General features: G+C 65.7%; 20 protein-coding genes. 6 read left to right on the top strand and 14 right to left on the bottom strand.

The genetic code is table 11. The annotated features are described in order from the left end of the window. Positions 1-52: 52 nt before the first annotated feature. Positions 53-925, top strand: coding sequence for a fumarylacetoacetate hydrolase family protein (locus VH499_RS12490; RefSeq protein WP_332053063.1), 873 nt, complete (start codon positions 53-55; stop codon positions 923-925). Positions 926-938: 13 nt separating this feature from the next. Here the strand turns inward: VH499_RS12490 and VH499_RS12485 are convergent, their stop codons facing one another. Next, a complete protein-coding gene (locus VH499_RS12485) occupies positions 939-1,583 on the bottom strand; it encodes a TetR/AcrR family transcriptional regulator (RefSeq protein ID WP_332053062.1) in 645 nt (214 codons plus the stop codon). 2 nt (positions 1,584-1,585) lie between these two features. Further along, the gene (locus tag VH499_RS12480) at positions 1,586-2,647 is read right to left on the bottom strand and encodes an alpha/beta hydrolase (RefSeq protein ID WP_332053061.1); all 1,062 of its coding nucleotides are present in this window, start codon (positions 2,645-2,647) and stop codon (positions 1,586-1,588) included. A gap of 90 nt (positions 2,648-2,737) precedes the next feature. On the opposite strand from VH499_RS12480, the gene VH499_RS12475 reads away from it, so the two are divergent. Beyond that, a complete protein-coding gene (locus VH499_RS12475) occupies positions 2,738-4,021 on the top strand; it encodes an adenylate/guanylate cyclase domain-containing protein (protein WP_332053060.1) in 1,284 nt (427 codons plus the stop codon). Then, on the top strand, positions 4,018-4,482 hold the full coding sequence (locus VH499_RS12470; RefSeq protein ID WP_332053059.1) for a gamma-glutamylcyclotransferase: 465 nt from the start codon (positions 4,018-4,020) through the stop codon (positions 4,480-4,482). The genes VH499_RS12475 and VH499_RS12470 overlap by 4 nt, the downstream gene beginning before the upstream one ends. Positions 4,483-4,489: 7 nt before the next feature. On the opposite strand, the gene VH499_RS12465 is transcribed toward VH499_RS12470, so the two are convergent. Genes VH499_RS12465 through VH499_RS12440 form a run of 6 tightly spaced genes read right to left on the bottom strand, consistent with a single transcriptional unit; the run spans position 4,490 to position 8,125 of the window. Beyond that, positions 4,490-4,942: a VOC family protein gene (locus tag VH499_RS12465; RefSeq protein WP_332053058.1), complete on the bottom strand. Its 453-nt coding sequence runs from the start codon at positions 4,940-4,942 to the stop codon at positions 4,490-4,492. A gap of 60 nt (positions 4,943-5,002) precedes the next feature. Beyond that, a complete protein-coding gene (locus VH499_RS12460) occupies positions 5,003-5,719 on the bottom strand; it encodes a thioredoxin family protein (protein ID WP_332053057.1) in 717 nt (238 codons plus the stop codon). A gap of 12 nt (positions 5,720-5,731) precedes the next feature. Then, the gene (locus tag VH499_RS12455) at positions 5,732-6,586 is read right to left on the bottom strand and encodes a transglutaminase-like domain-containing protein (RefSeq protein ID WP_332053056.1); all 855 of its coding nucleotides are present in this window, start codon (positions 6,584-6,586) and stop codon (positions 5,732-5,734) included. After that, positions 6,583-6,927 carry an SRPBCC family protein gene (locus VH499_RS12450; RefSeq protein ID WP_332053055.1) on the bottom strand — a complete coding sequence of 115 codons (345 nt, stop codon included), beginning with the start codon at positions 6,925-6,927 and terminating at the stop codon, positions 6,583-6,585. The genes VH499_RS12455 and VH499_RS12450 overlap by 4 nt, the downstream gene beginning before the upstream one ends. After that, the gene (locus tag VH499_RS12445; protein WP_332053054.1) at positions 6,924-7,343 is read right to left on the bottom strand and encodes a metalloregulator ArsR/SmtB family transcription factor; all 420 of its coding nucleotides are present in this window, start codon (positions 7,341-7,343) and stop codon (positions 6,924-6,926) included. Before VH499_RS12445 ends, VH499_RS12450 begins: the two co-directional genes overlap by 4 nt. Before the next feature lie 44 nt (positions 7,344-7,387). Continuing rightward, a complete protein-coding gene (locus VH499_RS12440; protein WP_332053053.1) occupies positions 7,388-8,125 on the bottom strand; it encodes a DUF72 domain-containing protein in 738 nt (245 codons plus the stop codon). 81 nt (positions 8,126-8,206) lie between these two features. Between VH499_RS12440 and VH499_RS12435 the strand changes: the two genes are divergently transcribed. Then, positions 8,207-9,094, top strand: a complete 888-nt coding sequence (locus tag VH499_RS12435; protein ID WP_332053052.1) for an alpha/beta hydrolase — start codon at positions 8,207-8,209, stop codon at positions 9,092-9,094. Here the strand turns inward: VH499_RS12435 and VH499_RS12430 are convergent. From VH499_RS12430 to map, 6 genes are all read right to left on the bottom strand, one after another. Further along, on the bottom strand, positions 9,072-10,298 hold the full coding sequence (locus VH499_RS12430) for an MFS transporter (protein WP_332053051.1): 1,227 nt from the start codon (positions 10,296-10,298) through the stop codon (positions 9,072-9,074). The genes VH499_RS12435 and VH499_RS12430 overlap by 23 nt on opposite strands. Further along, a complete protein-coding gene (locus VH499_RS12425; RefSeq protein ID WP_332053050.1) occupies positions 10,298-10,852 on the bottom strand; it encodes a PRC-barrel domain-containing protein in 555 nt (184 codons plus the stop codon). Before VH499_RS12425 ends, VH499_RS12430 begins: the two co-directional genes overlap by 1 nt. Positions 10,853-10,945: 93 nt before the next feature. Continuing rightward, positions 10,946-13,141 (bottom strand): amylo-alpha-1,6-glucosidase, encoded by a 2,196-nt coding sequence (locus VH499_RS12420; RefSeq protein WP_332053049.1) that lies wholly within the window; start codon positions 13,139-13,141, stop codon positions 10,946-10,948. Positions 13,142-13,395: 254 nt separating this feature from the next. Beyond that, the gene (locus tag VH499_RS12415; RefSeq protein ID WP_332053048.1) at positions 13,396-15,240 is read right to left on the bottom strand and encodes a glycoside hydrolase family 15 protein; all 1,845 of its coding nucleotides are present in this window, start codon (positions 15,238-15,240) and stop codon (positions 13,396-13,398) included. Positions 15,241-15,248: 8 nt separating this feature from the next. After that, positions 15,249-15,875: a RadC family protein gene (gene radC, locus VH499_RS12410; protein ID WP_414709779.1), complete on the bottom strand. Its 627-nt coding sequence runs from the start codon at positions 15,873-15,875 to the stop codon at positions 15,249-15,251. A gap of 333 nt (positions 15,876-16,208) precedes the next feature. Beyond that, the gene (gene map / locus VH499_RS12405) at positions 16,209-17,090 is read right to left on the bottom strand and encodes a type I methionyl aminopeptidase (RefSeq protein ID WP_332053046.1); all 882 of its coding nucleotides are present in this window, start codon (positions 17,088-17,090) and stop codon (positions 16,209-16,211) included. 109 nt (positions 17,091-17,199) lie between these two features. Here map and VH499_RS12400 point away from each other — a divergent pair, with 109 nt between their 5' ends. Beyond that, the gene (locus VH499_RS12400) at positions 17,200-17,973 is read left to right on the top strand and encodes a competence/damage-inducible protein A (RefSeq protein ID WP_332053045.1); all 774 of its coding nucleotides are present in this window, start codon (positions 17,200-17,202) and stop codon (positions 17,971-17,973) included. Between the two features lie 3 nt (positions 17,974-17,976). After that, positions 17,977-19,083 (top strand): AbrB family transcriptional regulator, encoded by a 1,107-nt coding sequence (locus VH499_RS12395; RefSeq protein ID WP_332053044.1) that lies wholly within the window; start codon positions 17,977-17,979, stop codon positions 19,081-19,083. The last annotated feature ends 5 nt before the right edge of the window (positions 19,084-19,088 follow it).

The raw sequence follows: 19,088 nt of genomic DNA, 5'->3' as shown, positions 1-19,088 counted from the left end.
AGGAGTTTACGCCACATTCGCGAAGCTGGACGATCTATCGAGGGGGGAACAAATGCGTCTTTGCACCATCGTGAGCGGGGGCAAGCCGGCGGTCGGCGTGAAAATGGGCGACGGCAAGGTCGTCGACCTCAGCAAGCAGATGCCGCGCGGGCCGAAATCGGTGGTCGAGATCCTGACCGGCGGCAAAAAAGTCCAGCAGGCGGTGCTGAAGGCTTGCGCCAAGCCCAAAGCCGGAGCGACGGTATCGGAGAAGTCCGCCAAGTACCTGCCGCCGATTCCGGCGCCCGGCAAGATCCTCTGCATCGGCCTCAACTATCGCAAGCACGCGGAGGAGACCGGCAATCCGATCCCGCCCTATCCGGTCGTATTCTGCCGATTCAACAATACGCTCACGCCGCACAACGGCAAGATGCCGGTGCCGAGCCACTCGCCGCAGCTCGATTGGGAGGCCGAGCTGACGATTGTAATCGGCAAGAAGTGCCGCAACGTGCCGAAGGAAAAGGCACTGTCCGTGATCGGCGGCTACGCCTGCTTCAACGACGGCTCGGTGCGCGACTGGCAGCGCAAGTCGGGCGGCCAGTTCACGCTTGGCAAGAATTTCGACGGCACCGGCGGTTTCGGCCCCGACCTCGTCACGCCCGACGAACTGCCACCGGGCGGCTCACCACTGCGCATCATGACGCGGGTCAACGGCGAAATCATGCAGGACAGCAACACCGACGATCTGATCTTCGACGTGCCGACCCTGGTGCACGAACTCTCGAAGGTCATGACCCTCGATCCGGGCGACATCATCATCACTGGCACGCCCTCGGGTGTGGCAATGGCGCGCGATCCGCAGCCGTGGCTGAAGGCCGGCGACGTGTGCGAGGTCGAGATCGAGAAGATCGGCGTGCTGCGCAACAACATCGTACAGGGCGCATAGCCCCGGTGCATGCTCAAGGACCGGGATGGCGCCTCGGCAGACTGTCGAGACCGCCCATCATCAACCTGGTCGCAAACTCGACCGCATCGTCCGGATTGACGGGATCGCGTGCCACCATGGCCACCGAGACCTCGAAAACCACGCCGGACAGGGCAGCGACGAGATAGCCCATATCCACGTCGGGCAGGATGCCGTTGGTGACTGCCTGCCGCGCGTCATCGAGGAGCTGACGGGCCAGCACCTGCAGATTGGGCTTTTCCATCAGCATGCGGATGGGCGTTACGTTCTGCCGTCCGAATGACAGAATTTCCGGATCCTCGGCTACGAACTTCATGTAGACGGCGATATGGCCGCGAAGGAATTCCTCGGCCGTCCGCGCTTTGGCGCGACCCTCGCGGTGACGCTTCAGGAGCTCCGCCGCCATCTCGGCGACGACGGCCTCGAAGATTTCCTCCTTGTCCTTGAAGTAGTTGTAGAAGGTGCCGGAGGCGAGGTCGGTGCGCCGCACGATGTCGCGCACACCGGCGGCGCCGAACCCGATCTCGGCAAAGACCGAACGCGCCGCCTTCAAGAGAGCGGCGCGATTTTCTGCCTTGTTCTGCTCGCGCCGGCCGGATCGCTCACGGGCCGGCGGCGTCGTCACTGTGTGGTTGTCCATGCTCAGTGCCCCAACCGCGCAAGCTCGTGACGCACTCCGACGACCATGTCGTCCATCGCCCGCGCCGCCGCCGGCAATGCTCCACGCATGCAGACGAACCCGTGAACAAGCGAATCGAACTCGCGATGAACGGTCTTCACGCCCGATCCTGTCAGCCGCTCGGCGTAAGCTTGTCCTTCGTCGCGCAGCGGATCGAAGCCCGCCGTGAAGACGAGTGCCGGCGGCAGACCCGACAGATCGGCCGCACGCAACGGCGATACCCGGGGATCGGCGGTCTGCGCAAGGCTGTCGAGATACTGTTCGCGGAACCATTCCATATCGGGCCGCGTGAGCAGAAATCCTTCGCCGCAACTTATGTGGGAAGGCCTTTCCTCGCTGAGATCGGTCGCCGGATAGATCAGCCACTGCAGGCACGGCGCTTGAGGTGCGCTGCGCGTTTCCTGGGCGACCACCGCGGCTATCGTCCCGCCCGCCGAATCGCCTGCGACCACGATGCGCGCCGGGTCGACCCCTAAGGCTTGCCCCTCGGCTGCCAGCCAGCGGAACGAGGCCACGCCGTCCTCGATCGCGGCCGGGAACTTGTGTTCCGGTGCCAGACGATAGTCGAGTGCGACCACGGCGCAGCCCGTGCGTGCGCACCAATAGCGGCAAGGAAGATCGTAGCCTTCGAGGCTGCCGATCACGAACCCGCCGCCGTGGAAAAATAGGATCGTGGGCAGCAGCCGCGCCACCGAGCCGGCCGGCCGGTATATGCGCAGACGCAGCGGACCTGCCGGCCCCGCTATGGTCCGATCGAGGATCGCGCCCGCAGGCAGCGGCCGGCCGCCCATTGCCTTCATGAAGAGGTCGAATTCGTTGCGCGAGCGCGACACGCCGAGCGTGTGCAGCGAGCGTTGCCCGCTGCGGGCGAGAAGCTGGAGGAACCACTGCGTGCGGCTGTCGAGCGTGCGCCCGTCCACCACGACCGGCGGACCGGCGGCGATATGGACCCAGGAAATCGGCATGCGCAGCGCCATGTTGGCGATGTGTCCTTGCAACGCGCGCGCCGTCTCCCTCATCTGCATGGTGTTGTCCTACCATGACTTTTGCGCGGCGGGCAGGGGGCCGGTTGTCACCTCGACGGGGCGCATCGCAATGGCTAGCGTTGGCTCGAAATGGCCGAAGCGGTAACCGGCGCCTATGCTCACGCGCTCAGGCGCGAGATCCTGCGCAGCGAGCAGCGGCGCATGCGCGCCCTGGCCATCCTGCTGGCGCTTCTGCTGACGACGATCCTGATCGTCCTCGGCGTCGCTCCTCGCTTCAGCCGGCAACTCTTTCCGCAAGGCATCTCGCCTTGGGTGCCAATCGCCGGCATCGGTTCGTTCGTTCTCTTCGAGGTCGCGGCGCTTGGTATGCTGCGCTGGCGAATCGCGAGGGATCGGGACTTCCCGCAGCCGGCGCGCTTCGCCAACGCTCTGGTCGAGACCAGCCTTCCCGGCGTGGTGATCCTCGTCCTCTCGCACTACATGGAACCGCGCCTTGTCTTCGGCTTCTGGCCGCCGCTTCTCTATTTCATCTTCATCGTGCTGTCGACCTTGCGCCTCGATTTCTGGCTGTCGCTTTGGACCGGCGCGGTTGCGGCCGTCGAGCAGGTCGCGCTTGCCTACTGGCTGCTGCCGGTCAGCACGACGGCAAGCCGCGCCGACGAGACGATCTACTACCATCTGAGCCGCAGCATCATGCTGTTGCTGGCAGGCATCGTGGCCGCCGTCGTGGCGCAGAGCTTGCGGCGCCAGTTCGAGAATTCAGTTGCGGCAGGGGCGGCCCGCGACCGGGTGACCAATTTGTTCGGCCAGCACGTTTCGCCTGCCGTGGTCGACCGTCTGCTGGCCACGCAAGCCGACCCGCCAAGCGAGATCCGGCCGGTCTGTGTGCTTTTTCTCGATATCCGCGGCTTCACCGCGATGAGTCGCGCCCGGTCGGCCGGCGAGACGGTGGCGCTGCTGAACGACTTCTTCGCCGGTATGGTCGCGATCGTCGATCGCCACGGTGGCATCGTGAACAAGTTCCTGGGCGACGGATTCCTTGCTGTCTTCGGCGCGCCGCTCGCCGATCCGCAGGCCGCGGCTCATGCGTTGGCGGCGGGACGCGACATGCTGGCCGCCGTCGACGAATGGAATCGTGCGCGTCCGGCGCAGGCGCTGCGCGTCGGCATCGGCATCCATGCCGGCGAGGCGGTGACCGGGACGGTCGGCTCGGCCCAGCGCAAGGAATACACCGTCATCGGCGACACGGTGAATCTCGCTGCCCGGCTCGAGCAACTCACCAAGGACACCGGCGCCCGCCTGCTCGTCTCCGATGCGCTCGGTGGCCTTGCGCGGTCGGGCGGCGGCGTCGATCTGGGCCCGATGGCGATTCGCGGCTATGGCGAGCCGGTCAATGTCTGGAAAGTCGCATGAAGTGGTATTTCGCCTACGGGTCGAACATGAATCCGGCCCGGCTTGTCGGCGAGAGGCTGAAACCGAAAGGTATCGCCATGGGCGAGCGCCTGGGCGGGCGGCTGGACGGGTGGCAGCTCGTGTTCGACAAGCGCGCCCGCGGTCCGGCAGGCTCGGGCGCCGGCAATATCCGTCCGCTGGCGTGCGGGGTCGTGCACGGCACACTGAACGCGTTGCCACCGGCCGGCTTCGATGTGCTCGACGGGTGGGAAGGCGTTGCCGGCGGCCACTACGAGCGACGAGTGCTGCCGGTCGTTCGCGCCGACAACGGCGTCACGGTAGAGGCAATCACGTACGTTGCCCTGTTGACCGCCGAAGGGCTTCGGCCAACGCGGGCCTATCTCGACCATCTCCTTGCCGGGCGCGATCTCTTGCCAGCGGACTATTGGCAATGGCTTCGCGCCACTCCCACGGCCGATTGATCCCTGCCTACCTGGCGGTCGCCAGGCCCTTCTCCTTGCGGGCGCCGGCCCGGTTGGTCATCGGATCGAAGCCTTCGAGCTCGGCTACGTCTTGCTCGTGCCAGAAATTGAGCTCGATCATCACGCCGTCCGGGTCGTGCACGAAGACCTGCTGCAGTGGCCGCTGCGGCACCTTGCGGACCTCGAACGGCACCTTGTCCTTCTTGATCGTGTCGAGCGTGCCGCGAATGTCGGAGCAATTGATCGCGACATGATCGATGGCGCCGCCACCGTGCTCGGTCCGGCCGGTCTCCGACACCAGATGAAGGATCGCCTTGTCCCCGGCATAGAGCCAGGCACCAGGGAACGGGAACGGTGGCCGGTCACCGTTGCGCAGGCCAACATAGCGCTCATAGAAGCGCACCGTGGCATCGAGGTCCTTGCAATAGACATTCCAATGGTCGAGCGAGAGCGCGGGCATGGGTTCCTCCTCTACGGGTCCAGCCTACACCCATCCGGCCCAGCCGTGGCAGCGGGAATCTCAGCCCTTGACGGGGTATTCGTCGTGGCGCCGGACCCAGTTGGTCAGGTTTCCGCCGGGCGGCTCGTTGCGGCCGCGGGGCGTCACGTCGAGGAAGCCGTAGACCCCGCCCATCAGCTCGGTGCCGCGCGCGAACGTGGAGTAGGTGTGGAAGATGTCGCCGGCCTCGTCCTTGTAGAAGACGCTGTAGCCCGGCATTTCCTCGCCCATGTAGTCGGTCGTCTCGAAGTTGTAGAAGACCTTGCCGCGCGCCTTGTCCGCCTCGCTGAAGGAGACGTTGTAGTCGAAGTTGAAGTCGCTGCCGTTGGACGACACCCACTTGAACTTCCAGCCCATTCGCTTGTGGTAGGCGGCAATCTCCGGATAGGGCGCGCGCGAGATGGCGACGAACATGACATCGTGGTTGATCAGGTGCACCACGGAGCCCTCGACCTGGTCGGCACCGAACGAGCAGCCGAGGCAGCCTTGCTGCCAACCGGGCGCCATCATGAAATGGTTGACGATCAGCTGGCTGCGACCCTCGAAAAGATCGGCCAGCGTCTGCTTGCCGTCGGGCCCCTCGAACACATAGGCCTTCTCGACCTTGACCCACGGCAGCTCGCGGGTCTGCTGCCGCAGTTCGTCGCGCTCCTTGAGCAGCGCCTTCTCCTTGGCCAGCAGGGCGCGGCGGGCGGCGAGCCATTCGTCAGCGGAGACGATCTTGCGAGTGCTTTCCATGGGTCTCTCCTTTCAGGCGGCTTCCTGGCGATTGAGCACATGATTGAACACGGCCTCGGGAACGGCGAGCCGCGGATCGCGATAGGCTGTGCGCACCTCGTCGAAATGCGCGTCGGGTTCGCGCGTCAGCGCCGCGATGCGGTCGATCAGCTCGACGTCGAGCTTGCTGTCGTCCATGACCATGGCGCCCCAGCCATCCCATGGCAGCATTTCGCGGTTGTTGAGCGCGGCGAGATCGCGAATCACGTTGCTGGCGACGAACCAAAGCCCGTGCATATCGAGGATGCCGAAGGCCTGCGGATCGGCGGCACCCTCGCGGCACAGCGCCCAGGCCTGGCCGGCGATCAGGAACTGCCCGCGCGGCATGTCGAGCGGGTCGAAGGCCAGCCTGAAGAGCTCGCGCTGGCGTGGATCCATCTGCGCATCGACCACGACCCAGCGGCCCTGCTCGTCGTTCCAGTATTCCGTGACCCAGTGGTCGAGGAACCTGCCTGCCTCGAAGTAGGCGCCGAAACCGCAGCGCGCTCGTGCCGGCAGTCCCTGCCCGCGCAGCATGGCGACCTGGAGCAGCGCGAAGTGGCGACAGACGCCGACCTGCCTCTCCGCCGGCAGACGCGGCTCGGTCAAGGGCCGGGCGTCGTGGGCAACGATGGCCGCCAGCATGCCTGCCACGGGTCGGACATGGGCCTCGGCATGCTGCCGGTCGCTGAGCGATACGCCGTAGGCAGGCGCGATATGCTCGTGCATCAGGAGACCTTGCACCACTCCGGCCGTGGCGGCGGGGCCCCGCGGCACATCGTCGAACAGGTGCGCATGGTCCTTGGGATCGCTGAAATCGACGGGTTGGCGATAAAAATCGAGGCTCATGCCAACAGCCTTTCAAGGTTGTCGAGTGCGTCGTTCCAACCGACGCGGTGATCGTCGCGCACCTTGTCGTCGATGAACTGCTCGTGGGTGAGGGTGAGAAGGCTGCCGTCGTTTGCCGGCGCGATGTCGATCGTGACCAGGGATTCCCGCTCGGGCGTGCTCTGCCACGTCCAGGTAAAGATCAGTTTGCGGTTAGGCACGATCTCGCGATAGAGGCCGCTCACGCTGTGGTGCTCGCCGTTCTGACCCCAGAACTGGACCCGGAAACCGCCGCCGATCCGCAGATCGGTCTCGGCAATCGGCTTTTTCCTGTGCGGCGTGACACCCCACCAGCGGATCATTTGCTCCGGCTGCGTCCACGCTTGGTAGACTTTTTCCGGCGGGGCCTTGAGCTGACGCTTGAGGGTGAGGCTGGGCTTGGTTGCCATTGATCCTGCTCCAGGAAAGCGGCGAGACGATCGAGCTGATCGGTCCAGTAGCGCTCGTATCGGGAGAGCCATTCCATTGCTTGCTCCATGGGCGCCGGGCTCAACTGACACGCGACGGTGCGGCCGGTCTTTGTCCGCACGATCAGGCCCGCGTCCGAGAGCACGTCGAGGTGCTTCATGATGGCGGGCAGGGACACGGGGAACGGGCGGGCGAGCTCGCTTACGGTTACGCTCGGTTCATCGTCGAGCCGGGCCAGCAACGCGCGCCGCGTCGGGTCGGCCAGGGCGGCGAAGGTGCGATCGAGGCTCGCTGCCTGATAGTTAACCATAACGTTAACTATTGGGGCGCACGGCTTTCCTTGTCAAGGGCGGCTCAGAGTCTTTCGATCAGGGCCTGCGCGGCTGCCGGATTGCGTACCTTGGCGCCGGAGATGATGTAGATGAAGGCGTCGCCCCTTTTGGCCCAGGCCTTTGCCCGCCTGGCCCATTTGTCGAGCTCGCCGGGCCGGTAGCCGGTCTTCACCTTGTCCTCGGTTCCCATCAGGCGGGCATAGGTGAAGTCGGCCGTCGGCTCGTCGATCTCGGGGAAGGCCTTGTCGTGCGCGTGGACGATGGCGACGTTGTGCCTGCGGCAAAGGTCGTAGAAGCGTTCGTCCTTGAAGCTCGGATGCCGCACCTCGAGCGCGTGGCGCAGCGGCAGCTTGCCCACCTCGCGCGGCAGAAGCGCGAGAAAGGCCTGGATGTCACCGGGGTCGAACTTCTTGGTGGCCATGAATTGCCAGTCGATCGGCCCCAGCCGGTCGCGCAATTCGACGAGGCCCTGGCTTACGAACCGGCCCACCGACTCTGCAGCCTCGGCCAGAACCCGGCGGTTGGTGCAGAAGCGCGAGGCTTTCATCGCGAACACGAAGCCGTCCGGCGTCTCGTCACGCCATTTGGCCCAGCTCGCGGGCCTGAAGCTCGAATAGTAGGTGCCGTTGATCTCGATCGAGGTGAGCTTGCGGCTGGCATATTCCAGCTCGCGCTTCTGCGGGAGGTCCTTTGGATAGAAGACGCCGCGCCAAGGTTCGAAGGTCCAGCCGCCGACGCCGATACGGATCTTGCCTGCCATCGCCAACTCCCCTGCAGGCGCACCATATGACAAACGCCGCCGCCTTGTCCTACGTTGTTCACCGAAGCAGGGAGCAGGGCGATGGGCAGCAGCGAGATCGAGTCGATCCGGGCGTTGCTTGGCGCCAAGCCACGGCCCGTCGGATGGCCCGCGCGGCGGGAACGCATAAACGAGGTGGGCGCCCATTGGCCGATCGCCGCCGACGTGAGGCTGCAAGCAGTCGATCTCGACGGCGTCTCCGGCGAATGGTCGGCGACGCCGGACGCAGACATGGCACGCGTCCTGATCTTTTTCCACGGCGGCGGCTATTGCTCCGGCTCCGTCGTCAGTCATCGCAGCATGGTGACAGAGGCAGGACGCGCCGCCGGTGTGAGGACGCTTGCCGTCGACTACCGTCTCGCGCCCGAGCATCCGTTCCCGGCTGCGCTGGATGACGCCCGCACGGCATGGCGCTGGCTGCGCCGTCAGGGGATCGCGCCGCGCCATGTCGCCGTTGCCGGAGACAGCGCCGGCGGCGGCCTCTCGGCCGTGCTCATCAACGTCTTGCGCGAGGCTGGCGAGGAGGGACCGGCTTGCGCATGGCTGGTCTCGCCATGGACCGACCTCACCATGTCCGGCGCAACCATGGACACGAAGGACGCGGTCGATCCGCTGATCCACAAGGGCTATCTCGGCGAGCTCGCGGAAGCCTATGTCCCAGCCGGCATGGATCGACGCGACCAGCACCTGTCGCCGCTGTTTGCCGATCTTCGCGGCTTGCCGCCGACGCTTATTCAGGTTGGAGGCGACGAGACCCTGCTGGCGGACGCCACGCGCTTTGCCGAAGCGGCCGGGGCTGCCAACGTTCCGGTGACGCTCGAGATCTGGCCGCACATGATCCACGCTTGGCCATTGTGGAACGCGGGCCTCACGCCCGGCCGTCAGGCCCTGGCGAAGGCCGGCGCTTTCATCCGCGAACATCTTGGTTGAGAGGTTCCTGCTCGCGCGGACGGGTTTCCGGCATCAGCAACGCGACGACGGTGAGGCCGACAAGAGCGATCGCCGCCAGGGTAAAGAACGCGGTCGAGCTGCCGAAGGTGTCGGTGATGTAGCCGGCCAGCGTTGGGCTGAGCGAAGCGCCCACGCCCATCATGGTGCCGACGAGTCCCAGGGTCAGATTGAAGCGACCGGTACCGCGCGTCAGATCGGCGATGGTCAGGGGCACCATGACGCTGAACACCGTGGCGGTGATGCCGTCCAGCAGCTGGACGGCGACCAGAAGATAAGGATCGCTCACGGTCGCAAACAGGACACCACGGATCGGCAGCGCGGCCAGTCCGGCCAGCAGGATCGGCCGTCGGCCCAGCCGCTGAGCCTGGCGGCCAGCCCAGGGCGAGCAGAGCGCGACGACGAGCTGCGGGCCGACCAGGCACGCCGCGATCAGGACCGTGGCCCACTCGCTCGACCGCTTCGTCAGTACGCTGCCCATCAGCGGAAGCATGGCGGCGTTGGCGAGGTGGAAGAGGAGGATCGCGCAACCGAAGACGATCAGTGGCTTCGTCACGAGGCTGCGGAAGCGAACCGGCGGGTGGTCCTGCGGTTCTCGCGGGCTGGCACCGTGGGCCTGCTCGGGATCGATCTCGCGCGGCTCGATGAAGCGCAGTGCCGTCCAGGTCGGGATGAGCAGCGCGGCGGTAACGAGGAAGACCGCGCGCGGCTCGAGAAAGTAGCCGACCGCGCCCATTACAGCCGCCGACAGGCCGGCGCCGATCGACTGGAATCGGGCGTTTCGGCCGAACCGCTCGCCGACCTCCCGCGGGCCGACGAGCCCCAGGCTGATGGCGGCGATCGCCGGTCCGAGGAGGCAGCTCGCTGCCGCATGCAGACAGGCCGCGGCCAGCACGATGGGGAAGATCGGCCAGCCGGCGTAGGCGATGGCGCTCGAGCTGATCAGCCCGACCGCGACCGCGGCTACCAGGCGTTCGGAGCGCGCCGCATCGAGCAGCCGGCCAGCCGGAATCTGGCCGACCAGCGATACGACGCCGGCAACGGAGAGCACCAGCCCGATATCGACCTGGGTCCACTTCTCTGCCGTGAGATAGACCGAGACGAAGGGTCCGAAGCCGGTCTGGACGTCGGCGACGAAGAACGCGAACCAGTCGAGGCCGCGCAGACTGCGTCGCGACGGGGCCATCAGGGAATGGGCTCGAGACTTCCCGAGGCGCCGAGAATGACGATCGGCTGGCCCTCCTTGTACTCAGGTGCGGCCTTCACCTGCTCGCGTGTGAGGGCAAGTGCGATACTGTAGCGCTTGCTCGCGGCCGGCACGAAGTGAAGCGCCTTCCAGTCCACGGCGATCTTGCGGCTGCCGACGCCGAGGAAGCCGCCGAAATCGATGATTGCGGCGCGCGGCTTGCCTTCGCCATCGACGATGACGTCGACGATGCGCCCCATGCTTTCATTGTTCTGGCTGCGCACCTCGTTGCCCAGAATGCCCTGCACCTCGCGGCTGCCGATGACGGTGACGGAGGGCGGGCTGCTGGCACTGTCGCTCGGCTTCGCTGGCGGCGTCGGCGTCGAAGCCGGCGCCGGCGCCGGCGTGTCCGACGGAACGGCCGGCGCGGCGGGTGCTTGCGTCGTGGAGGAATCGGGCGCCGGGGCTGTCGATGCGTCGGGGGGCGCCGGAGCGGAGCTGGGCGGCGGGCTCTGCGCAAGAGTACTGCCGGTCGCGGTGGCGACCGCAAACATGATCGCAATCGCGCCTTGTCCTAACCTTCCGCCCATCCAAATCCTCCACGCCGGTCGAATGACATCGAAGCGCCGTACCGGTTCCGTGGCCAATCAGCGCGATGAAACGATCGAGACCTTGGCCTGGCCGCGCTGACGGGTGATCTCGACGGAAACATCACGGCGATGGCGTCGAACCCTGATGTCGACGCTCGATGAGTTCAGCTGGAGACTGCGCAGCTCGATGCTGTCGAGGAACGAGGGCAGACATGGATTGCACAGCCTTATCTCCTCGCGGTCGGGATCGAGCTGCAGGCCGAGCGCCGCCTCGATCAGCGAAAACGGCGTGGCGCTGGCCCACGCCTGCGGCGAGCAGGCGACGGGATAGAGCGTCGGCCCACGATTGGGCTGGCGGCGAAAGCCGCAGAAGAGCTCCGGCAGGCGTCTCAGATCCATGTAGGTCGCGGCATCGAACAAACCCTTGAAAAGGGTCTCGACGGAGTACTTCAGGCCATAGCGGGCGAAGCCGAGCGCGATCAGTGCGTTGTCGTGCGGCCAGACGGAGCCGTTGTGGTACGACATGGGATTGTAGCGCGCCTCGCCCTGGGCAACTGTCCGGATGCCCCAGCCCGAAAAGAATCGCGGCCCCAGCAAGCCCGCCGCGACCGAGGCGGCCCGTTCCGGCCGGACGATGCCCGTGAACAGGAGCTGTCCCGCATTCGACGTGCTGACGCGGCAGGGCTGCTTGTTGCCGTCGAGGGCCAGGGCATAGGTGCCGAGATCCGGACACCAGAAGGCATTCTCGAACTGCTCGGCAAGCCGCAGGGCCTCCGCCTCGAGTCGCTGAGCTTGCTCGGCGCGGTCCAGTCGACGCGCACAGCGGGCGGCCGCCATCTTGGCCGCGAAGACATAGCCCTGGACCTCCGCCAGGGCGATCTGTCCCTCGGCGAGCCGGCCGTCGGCATGGAAGATCGCATCGTAGGAGTCCTTCCAGCCCTGGTTGGCGAGCCCGAGATCGGTGGCCCGGTGATACTCGACGAAACCGTCGCGGTCGGGATCGCCCATCCCGTCGATCCAGCCGAGGGCCGCCTCGATGGCGGGCCAGAGCGCGCCGACCGTCACCATGTCGCCGGTACGTTCCGCGTAGAGGCCGGCGAGCAGGACGAACAACGGCGTGGCATCGACGCTCCCGTAGTAGTGCGCGAACGGTACCTCGCCCAAGGCGGCCATTTCGCCGCCGCGCATCTCATGCAGGATCTTTCCCGGCTGCGCGTCCGAGAATTCGTTGGTCTCGGTCGCCTGGTGGGCTGCGAGCCGACGCAGCACGCCACGCGCGACGTTCGGCTCGTACCACAGCATCTGCAGTGCCGTGACCAGCCCATCCCGCCCGAAGGTCGTCGAATACCAGGGCGTCCCGGCATAGGGATAGCGGCCTTCGGGCGTCTCCGTCATCAGCATGCGCAGATCGGCGGCGGAGCGGCACAGGATCTCGTTGAAATGCGTATTGGACGTTTCGATCGTCGTCATGTCGAAGGCGGCCGCGCGCAACTCGCGCCTCGACTCGAGCAGACCCTTGAGGAAGGGCAGGGGTCGCTGCTCCTCGCGGCGGTCGCAGCCGATTGCGAGGTAGATCGGCCGGGTCTCGCCGGGTGCGAGCTCGAGCCGATAGACGGCCTCGTTCACTGTCAGAGTCGAGGGCGAGGGATCAAAAGTCAGCATCGTGTTGCGGACAACGCCGTCGAGTCCGCGATACTCGAACCGGACCCTGCTGGCGCCAACCTTCGTGCGAGTGGCGGTGCCTCGACGCGGGCGCCGCATGCCGCGCACCTCGAAGAGGTCCGCGAAGTCGTTGTCGTACAGAAGCGACAGCGCGAGGCCGATATGCCGGTCGGCGTGATTGGTAATGGCGACGCGTTGATAGGCGATGCCGCGCCACAGGAAGAGCGTCCGTCCAAGATGGACCAGATCCCTCTGAAGGACGATCTTGCCGTCGATCACGAAATCGGGATTTGTGAGGTCGGCGGAGAACGAACTGTTGTCGTCGCGGACGTTCGAACCGAGCAGTAACGGATGCAACCCGTTCAGCCGGAGCTGAAGGCGGGACAAGTAGCGCGTGTCCTTGAAGAACAGTCCGTCGGATGCGCGGATGTCGCCGAAACTGTCGACGACGGCAAAGGCATCGTCGTGCTTCAGCGTCCAGCGCGGACTGGACGCCGCTCCGGTCGCTGCGATGTAGAACGACAATTCTTCAGGCACTTCTTCAACGGATATTTGATCGACGTTGGGGGACGTCAGGGTCTCGGTCGACATGGCGCCGTTGATCCATTCGTTCGAGCGGGGACCACCCACCATACGTCGGTTGGCGCAAGGTTCAACGTCCCACCTTGTGGACGCCCGCCTTGCCTCACAATGGTCTTAATACACTTTCGGGTCACACAGGCGTCACGGCATCATACCCTGACGTATCCGGCAGCAATGTCACCCTGTGCCTTTTCGGTGATGGCTGCATCACATCGCCTGCCCGTCACTGGCCCCAGGCTCCGTCGGACGCCGGGGTTGCTGGATCAATCCGACGGCGCGCGCCCGCCAGCATCTGCGGCCACGTGTCGTTCGTGCGCTTGAGCCCGCTCCTCCGCCGGACCTTCCGATCTGGCGAGATTGAGCGCGCTGTTGATCAGGCCCACATGGCTGTAGGCCTGGGGGAAGTTGCCGAGCATGCGCCGAGCGCGGGGATCGAATTCCTCCGCCAGCAATCCGACATCGTTGCACCGGGCGAGCAGACGTTCGAAGAGCCGACGGGCATCCCGGTAGCGGCCCTGCAGGAGATAGTTGTCGACCAGCCAGAAGCTGCAGGCCAGGAAGGCACCTTCGCCCGGCGGCAGACCGTCGAGACCGCGATCGGTTTCGTATCTGAGGACGAACTCGTCGTCGATCAGAAGCCTTTCCTCGATGGCCTCGACGGTCCCACGGACGCGCGGGTGATCCGCCGGCAGGAAGCCGACCAGCGGAATCAGGAGAAGGCTGGCATCGAGCCGGCTCGAGCCGAATGCCTGAACGAAGCTGTTCAGCTCGCGGTCGAAGCCGCGCTCACAGATCTCGGCGTGAATTTCGTCGGCGATGCTGCGCCAGCGTCGGCCGTCTTCGTCAAAGATCTTGGTCTCGATATCGTCGGCGGCGCGGTCGAAGGCGACCCATGCCATGAGCTTGGAATGGACGAAATGCTGCCGGCCGCCACGCACCTCCCAAATGCCTTCGTCCGGCTGGCGCCATGTGGCCGCCAGGTGCTCGAGGAATTCGCGTCGGATTGCATTGGCCCGCTTGGGCGGTGCGAGGCCCGCCTTGAGCGCCTGGAACATTGCGTCGGCGACTTCACCAAAGACATCGATTTGCAGCTGCTGCGCCGCGTCGTTGCCGATGCGCACGGGCGACGATCCTTCGTAGCCCGGCAGCCAGGGCACGATCCATTCAGGCAGGCGGCGCTCGCCGGCCACCCCGTACATGATCTGCACCTGGCGCGGACTACCCGCGACGGCGCGCAACAGCCAGTCTCGCCATGCCCGGGCTTCATCGTAGTAGCCGAGATTCATCAGTGCGAGGAGGGTGAAGGTGGCGTCGCGCAGCCAACAGAAGCGGTAGTCCCAGTTGCGCGTTCCGCCCAGATCCTCGGGCAGCGAGGTGGTCGCCGCAGCGACGATTCCGCCAGTGCGATGGTAGGTCAGTGCCTTCAGCGTGATAAGCGAACGCTTGACCGTCTCCGTGTAGGGACCGACCTTGGGGCAGCGATCGCTCCACCCGCGCCAGAATGCCTGCGTGCGTTCAAGCGCATCGAACGGATCGATCGGGGGAGGGGGACGGTCGAACGAAGGGCCATGCGACAGCACGAAGGGGATGGCCTCGCCGGCCCCGACCTCGAACTCACCCACGGTCTTGAGATCCTCGCCGTGCAGCGCCGCCGGCGTGCGCAGCACCAGCCGTTCCGGGCCCGCGATCGCATCGATGACGCCGTCTTCGGCACGCGTAACCCAAGGCACCGTTGCGCCATAGTCGAAGCGGATGACGAGTTCGGTCTGAAGCGTCACGCGACCGGTCCGCCCGACCACGAGCCGCACGAGGTCGGAAGCATCATCGATCGGAGGCATGAAGTCGATCACCGTCACCGACCCGCTCTCGGTCCGAAAATCGGTTTCGAGGATCAACGTGCCCGGCCGATAGCGTCGCGTGGTCTCCAAGGGCGCGGCCTTGGGAGCGATCAGCCAGCGGCCGTTTTCCGGTTTGCCGAGCAGGGCCGCGAAGCAGGCGGCCGAATCGAAGCGCGGCCAGCACAACCAGTCGATCGAACCATCGCGGCCGACGAGGGCGGCGGTCTCGCAGTCGCCGATCATCGCGTACTCTTCAATCCGCAGCGCCATGCCAACCTCTACAGCAGACCGAGGCTCCTGAAGCTCGAGTGACCTTTGCGGCCGATCACGAGGTGATCGTGAACCGAGATGCCCAGCGCCTCGGCCGCCTTGCGGATTTCTTTCGTCATCTCGATGTCGTCGCGCGACGGCTTGGGATCGCCCGACGGATGGTTGTGCACGAGGATCAGCGCCGCCGCGCCGAGATCGAGCGCGCGCTTCACGACCTCACGGGGGTAGACCGGCGTGTGGTCGATGGTACCGCGCTGTTGCACCTCATCGGCGATCAGCACGTTCTTGCGATCGAGGAAGAGAATGCGGAACTGTTCGGTCTTCTCGTGCGCAAGCGCGGCGTGGCAGTAGTCGAGAAGCTGCTGCCAGTTGGTCAACACGGGCATGTCCTTGACCTTGCGCTCGGCAAGCCGTCGTCCGGACTCGCGGATGGCGCGGAACAGGACAAGCGTGCGCCGGTCGATCTCGAATTCGCGCAGTTGCGCGGGCTCGGCGGCAAAGACGTCGCCCAGCGTGCCGAAGCGCTCGAGCAGCCGCTTGGCGAGCGGCTTGGTGTCGACGCGCTCGATCGAGTAGAAGAGCAGCAGCTCGAGCAGCTCGTAGTCGGCCAGCGGTTCGACGCCGGCCTTCAGCACCCGGTCGCGGACGCGGCTGCGATGGCCCCAGTAATGCGGCTTCTCGGTCGCGACCTCGCCGCTATTGTGGCCAGGCGCGGCCGGAGCGGCCGCGAGCGCGGCGGCGAGCCTCGCCGTCGGATCTTCTCCGCTGAACTCCCAGCATTGATCGAGCTTGTTCCAGGCGCCGCCACAATCGCGCAGCAGCGCACGATGGGCCAGCGTGTTGCCGCTGACCCGCCAGAACTCCTTGCCGGCCTGAAGCCGCAGGCCGGCCGCCAGCAAGGCGAGCAGCGCATCATCGTCGGCACGCGCTTCGGCCTCCGCGGCCTCAGCCTTGCGCCGCGGCATGGATCAGGCCGAAATGGCTTGGCGCAGCTCGGCCGTCGCCCCTTGGCCGAGATCGTAGGGCGGCTTGGTGAGCCCCCTGGGGGAGAGGGTGAAGAATTCGACGCCGCTCTCGGTAATGCCGACCGAATGTTCGAACTGGGCCGAGAGCTGCTTGTCCCGCGTCACGGCTGTCCAGCCGTCGCTCAGGATCTTCACCTGCCAGGTCCCGGCATTCACCATCGGCTCGACGGTGAAGAACATGCCGGGTTTCAGGACGGGCCCGGTCCCCGGCCGGCCGTAGTGCAGGATATTCGGCGCATCATGGAAGATGCGGCCGAGCCCATGGCCGGAGAAGTCGCGCACCACCGAAAAACGCTGGCCTTCGACGTAGGTCTGGATCGCGTGGCCGATATCGCCGACATGCCCCCCCGGCCTGGCCGCGGCGATGCCACGCATCATGGCCTCGTAGGTGACGTCGCACAGCCGGCGCGCCTTCACACTTACTTCGCCGGCAAAATACATGCGGCTCGAATCGCCGTACCAGCCATCGAGGATCGGCGTCACGTCGAGATTGATGATATCGCCGTTCTGCAGCCTCTTTTCGCCCGGGATGCCGTGGCACACGACGTGATTGATCGACGTGCAGATCGATTTCGGGAAGCCGCGATAGCCGAGGGGCGCCGAGATCGCGCCATGATCGCGGATGAACTGGTCGCACAGCCCATCGAGTTCGCCGGTGGTGACGCCCGGCTGGACGTAGGGCGTGATGAAGTCGAGGGTCTCGGCCGCCAGGCGGCCCGCACGCCGCATGCCCTCGAAGCCTTCGGCCCCATGTAGCTTGATCGTACGCTCGTCGCGCCGCCAATAGTCGACGCTGTCGTCCTGGATATCGCGGGGACTGCTCATGGCCCCTATTTGGCATGCGATACCGATGGTAACAAGGCCGTGCGCACTCGCTTGGCCGCGCAGAAGGTGTCATTTAATGTGCTGAAATCCAACGGAAAAGACCGCCTTCATGTCCGAAGCCACCGCAGCGCCGCCAAAAATCGTCACCGCCTGCATCGTGGTGATCGGCAACGAGATCCTGAGCGGCCGCACCAAGGACGCCAACATTCCCTATCTTGCGACCGAGCTCGGCAAACTTGGCGTGCGCGTCATGGAGTGTCGGGTGATTCCCGATGTCGAGGCGACGATCGTGGCCACGATCAACGAGGTGCGAGCGAACTTCGACTATGTCTTCACGACCGGCGGTATCGGCCCGACGCACGACGATATCACCGCCGATTCGATCGCCAGGGCCTTCGGTGTCGGCATTTCGGAGCATCCCGAGGCGGTGGCTCGAATGACCCGGCACTACGGCGATTCCACGCTCTTCACACCGGCCCGCCGGCGCATGGCGCGGGTGCCGCACGGCGCGACTCTGGTCGACAATCCGATCTCGGTCGCTCCCGGCTTCCAGATGGAGAATGTGTTTACCTTCGCGGGCATTCCGATGATCGTCGAGAGCATGTTCCAGTCGATGAAGCATCGGCTGGTCGGCGGCGATCCGGTCCTTTCGCGCACCGTGCGCACGAACCTGCCGGAAGGGGTCATCGCCGAGCCGCTGGGCGCACTCCAGAAGCGGTTCGACGATCTCGATATCGGCAGCTATCCCGGCTTTCGCGCCGGCAAGGTGAGCGTATCGTTGGTATTGCGGGGCACCGACGATGCACGGCTGGTCGCGGCCGCCGCCGAGCTGATCGACACGATCCACGGGATGAACGGCGAGGCCGAGGAGCTGGTCCAGTAGTCCATGCCCGACAAGGACGCGCATCGCGCTTCGCGACGAAGCCATGGGCGCGCTTCGGCACGACCGTGGGTCTCGCTGGTCGGCCTTTCCGTGACCATCGGTGCTGCGCTTTTGTGGATCCATGCGCCGGCGGCGTTACTGCTCGGGCCGCTGCTCGCGGGCGTTGTCCTGGCGGCCAATGGCGGCAAGGTTACGTTTCCGGTCCGCCTGTTCGTCGTTTCCCAGGGGCTGATCGGCTGCCTGATCGCGCGCATGGTGCCGGTGTCGATCGTGGGCGACATTTTGCGGCACTGGCCGCTTTTCACCGTCGGCGTGCTGGCGGTGGTGGCCGCCAGCAGCCTCCTGGGCTGGATGATGGGACGGCTGCGGTTGCTGCCGGGTACCACCGCCCTGTGGGGATCGAGCCCTGGCGCGGCATCGATCATGACCATCATGGCCGAGGATTATGGCGCCGACGTGCGCCTCGTCGCGTTCATGCAATATTTCCGTGTCCTTGCCGTGGCCGCGGTCGCTGCACTGGTCGCCCACATATTCGGCGTCGACACGACGGCGCATGCACCATCGTCCATCGTCTGGTTTCCTCCAGTGGACACGCTGTCGTTGGTCGAGACGGTCGCGCTCGCCGTTGCAGGGCCTTATCTCGCCAAGGTCCTGCGCATTCCGGCCGGCGCCTTCCTCGTGCCGATGGTGATCGGCATCGCACTGGTGCATTTCGATCTGATGCGCATCGAGCTGCCGACCTGGCTGCTGGCCGGTGCCTACGCGTTTGTCGGCTGGAACATCGGGTTGCGTTTCACCAGACCGCTGCTCATCCATGCCGCGCGTTCCCTGCCGGTCGTGGTCGCTTTCACGTTGATCCTCATAGCCCTGTGCGGCGCCGTCGCCGGCGTGCTCGTCGTGGGTGCCGGCGTCGATCCGCTCACCGCCTATCTCGCCACCAGCCCCGGTGGCGTCGATTCGGTCGCCATCATTTCCGCTTCGAGCGGCGGCGATGTCTCCTTCGTGATGGCGATGCAGACGGTCCGCCTGATCGCCGTCCTGTTCCTCGGACCACCACTTACGAGGTTCCTGGCGACGCGGGCGGGATTCGGTGCCGATCCCAAAAGCTGATCTGC

The organism is Reyranella sp. (genome assembly GCF_036558665.1).
In the GTDB taxonomy this organism is placed as follows: Bacteria; Pseudomonadota; Alphaproteobacteria; order Reyranellales; family Reyranellaceae; genus Reyranella.
This window is presented reverse-complemented; position numbering and strand designations above follow the sequence as displayed.

Excerpts from the sequence above, each read along its gene's own strand:
- VH499_RS12445 (WP_332053054.1), bottom strand. The coding sequence starts at position 7,343 with ATGGTTAACTATCAGGCAGCGAGCCTCGATCGCACCTTCGCCGCCCTG.
- map (WP_332053046.1), bottom strand. The coding sequence starts at position 17,090 with ATGAGCAGTCCCCGCGATATCCAGGACGACAGCGTCGACTATTGGCGG.
- VH499_RS12395 (WP_332053044.1), top strand. The coding sequence starts at position 17,977 with ATGCCCGACAAGGACGCGCATCGCGCTTCGCGACGAAGCCATGGGCGC.
- VH499_RS12485 (WP_332053062.1), bottom strand. The coding sequence starts at position 1,583 with ATGGACAACCACACAGTGACGACGCCGCCGGCCCGTGAGCGATCCGGC.
- VH499_RS12415 (WP_332053048.1), bottom strand. The coding sequence starts at position 15,240 with ATGGCGCTGCGGATTGAAGAGTACGCGATGATCGGCGACTGCGAGACC.
- VH499_RS12450 (WP_332053055.1), bottom strand. The coding sequence starts at position 6,927 with ATGATCCGCTGGTGGGGTGTCACGCCGCACAGGAAAAAGCCGATTGCC.
- VH499_RS12425 (WP_332053050.1), bottom strand. The coding sequence starts at position 10,852 with ATGTTTGCGGTCGCCACCGCGACCGGCAGTACTCTTGCGCAGAGCCCG.
- VH499_RS12465 (WP_332053058.1), bottom strand. The coding sequence starts at position 4,942 with ATGCCCGCGCTCTCGCTCGACCATTGGAATGTCTATTGCAAGGACCTC.
- VH499_RS12430 (WP_332053051.1), bottom strand. The coding sequence starts at position 10,298 with ATGGCCCCGTCGCGACGCAGTCTGCGCGGCCTCGACTGGTTCGCGTTC.
- VH499_RS12470 (WP_332053059.1), top strand. The coding sequence starts at position 4,018 with ATGAAGTGGTATTTCGCCTACGGGTCGAACATGAATCCGGCCCGGCTT.
- VH499_RS12435 (WP_332053052.1), top strand. The coding sequence starts at position 8,207 with ATGGGCAGCAGCGAGATCGAGTCGATCCGGGCGTTGCTTGGCGCCAAG.
- VH499_RS12420 (WP_332053049.1), bottom strand. The coding sequence starts at position 13,141 with ATGTCGACCGAGACCCTGACGTCCCCCAACGTCGATCAAATATCCGTT.
- VH499_RS12480 (WP_332053061.1), bottom strand. The coding sequence starts at position 2,647 with ATGCAGATGAGGGAGACGGCGCGCGCGTTGCAAGGACACATCGCCAAC.
- VH499_RS12460 (WP_332053057.1), bottom strand. The coding sequence starts at position 5,719 with ATGGAAAGCACTCGCAAGATCGTCTCCGCTGACGAATGGCTCGCCGCC.
- VH499_RS12400 (WP_332053045.1), top strand. The coding sequence starts at position 17,200 with ATGTCCGAAGCCACCGCAGCGCCGCCAAAAATCGTCACCGCCTGCATC.
- VH499_RS12490 (WP_332053063.1), top strand. The coding sequence starts at position 53 with ATGCGTCTTTGCACCATCGTGAGCGGGGGCAAGCCGGCGGTCGGCGTG.
- VH499_RS12440 (WP_332053053.1), bottom strand. The coding sequence starts at position 8,125 with ATGGCAGGCAAGATCCGTATCGGCGTCGGCGGCTGGACCTTCGAACCT.
- VH499_RS12455 (WP_332053056.1), bottom strand. The coding sequence starts at position 6,586 with ATGAGCCTCGATTTTTATCGCCAACCCGTCGATTTCAGCGATCCCAAG.
- VH499_RS12475 (WP_332053060.1), top strand. The coding sequence starts at position 2,738 with ATGGCCGAAGCGGTAACCGGCGCCTATGCTCACGCGCTCAGGCGCGAG.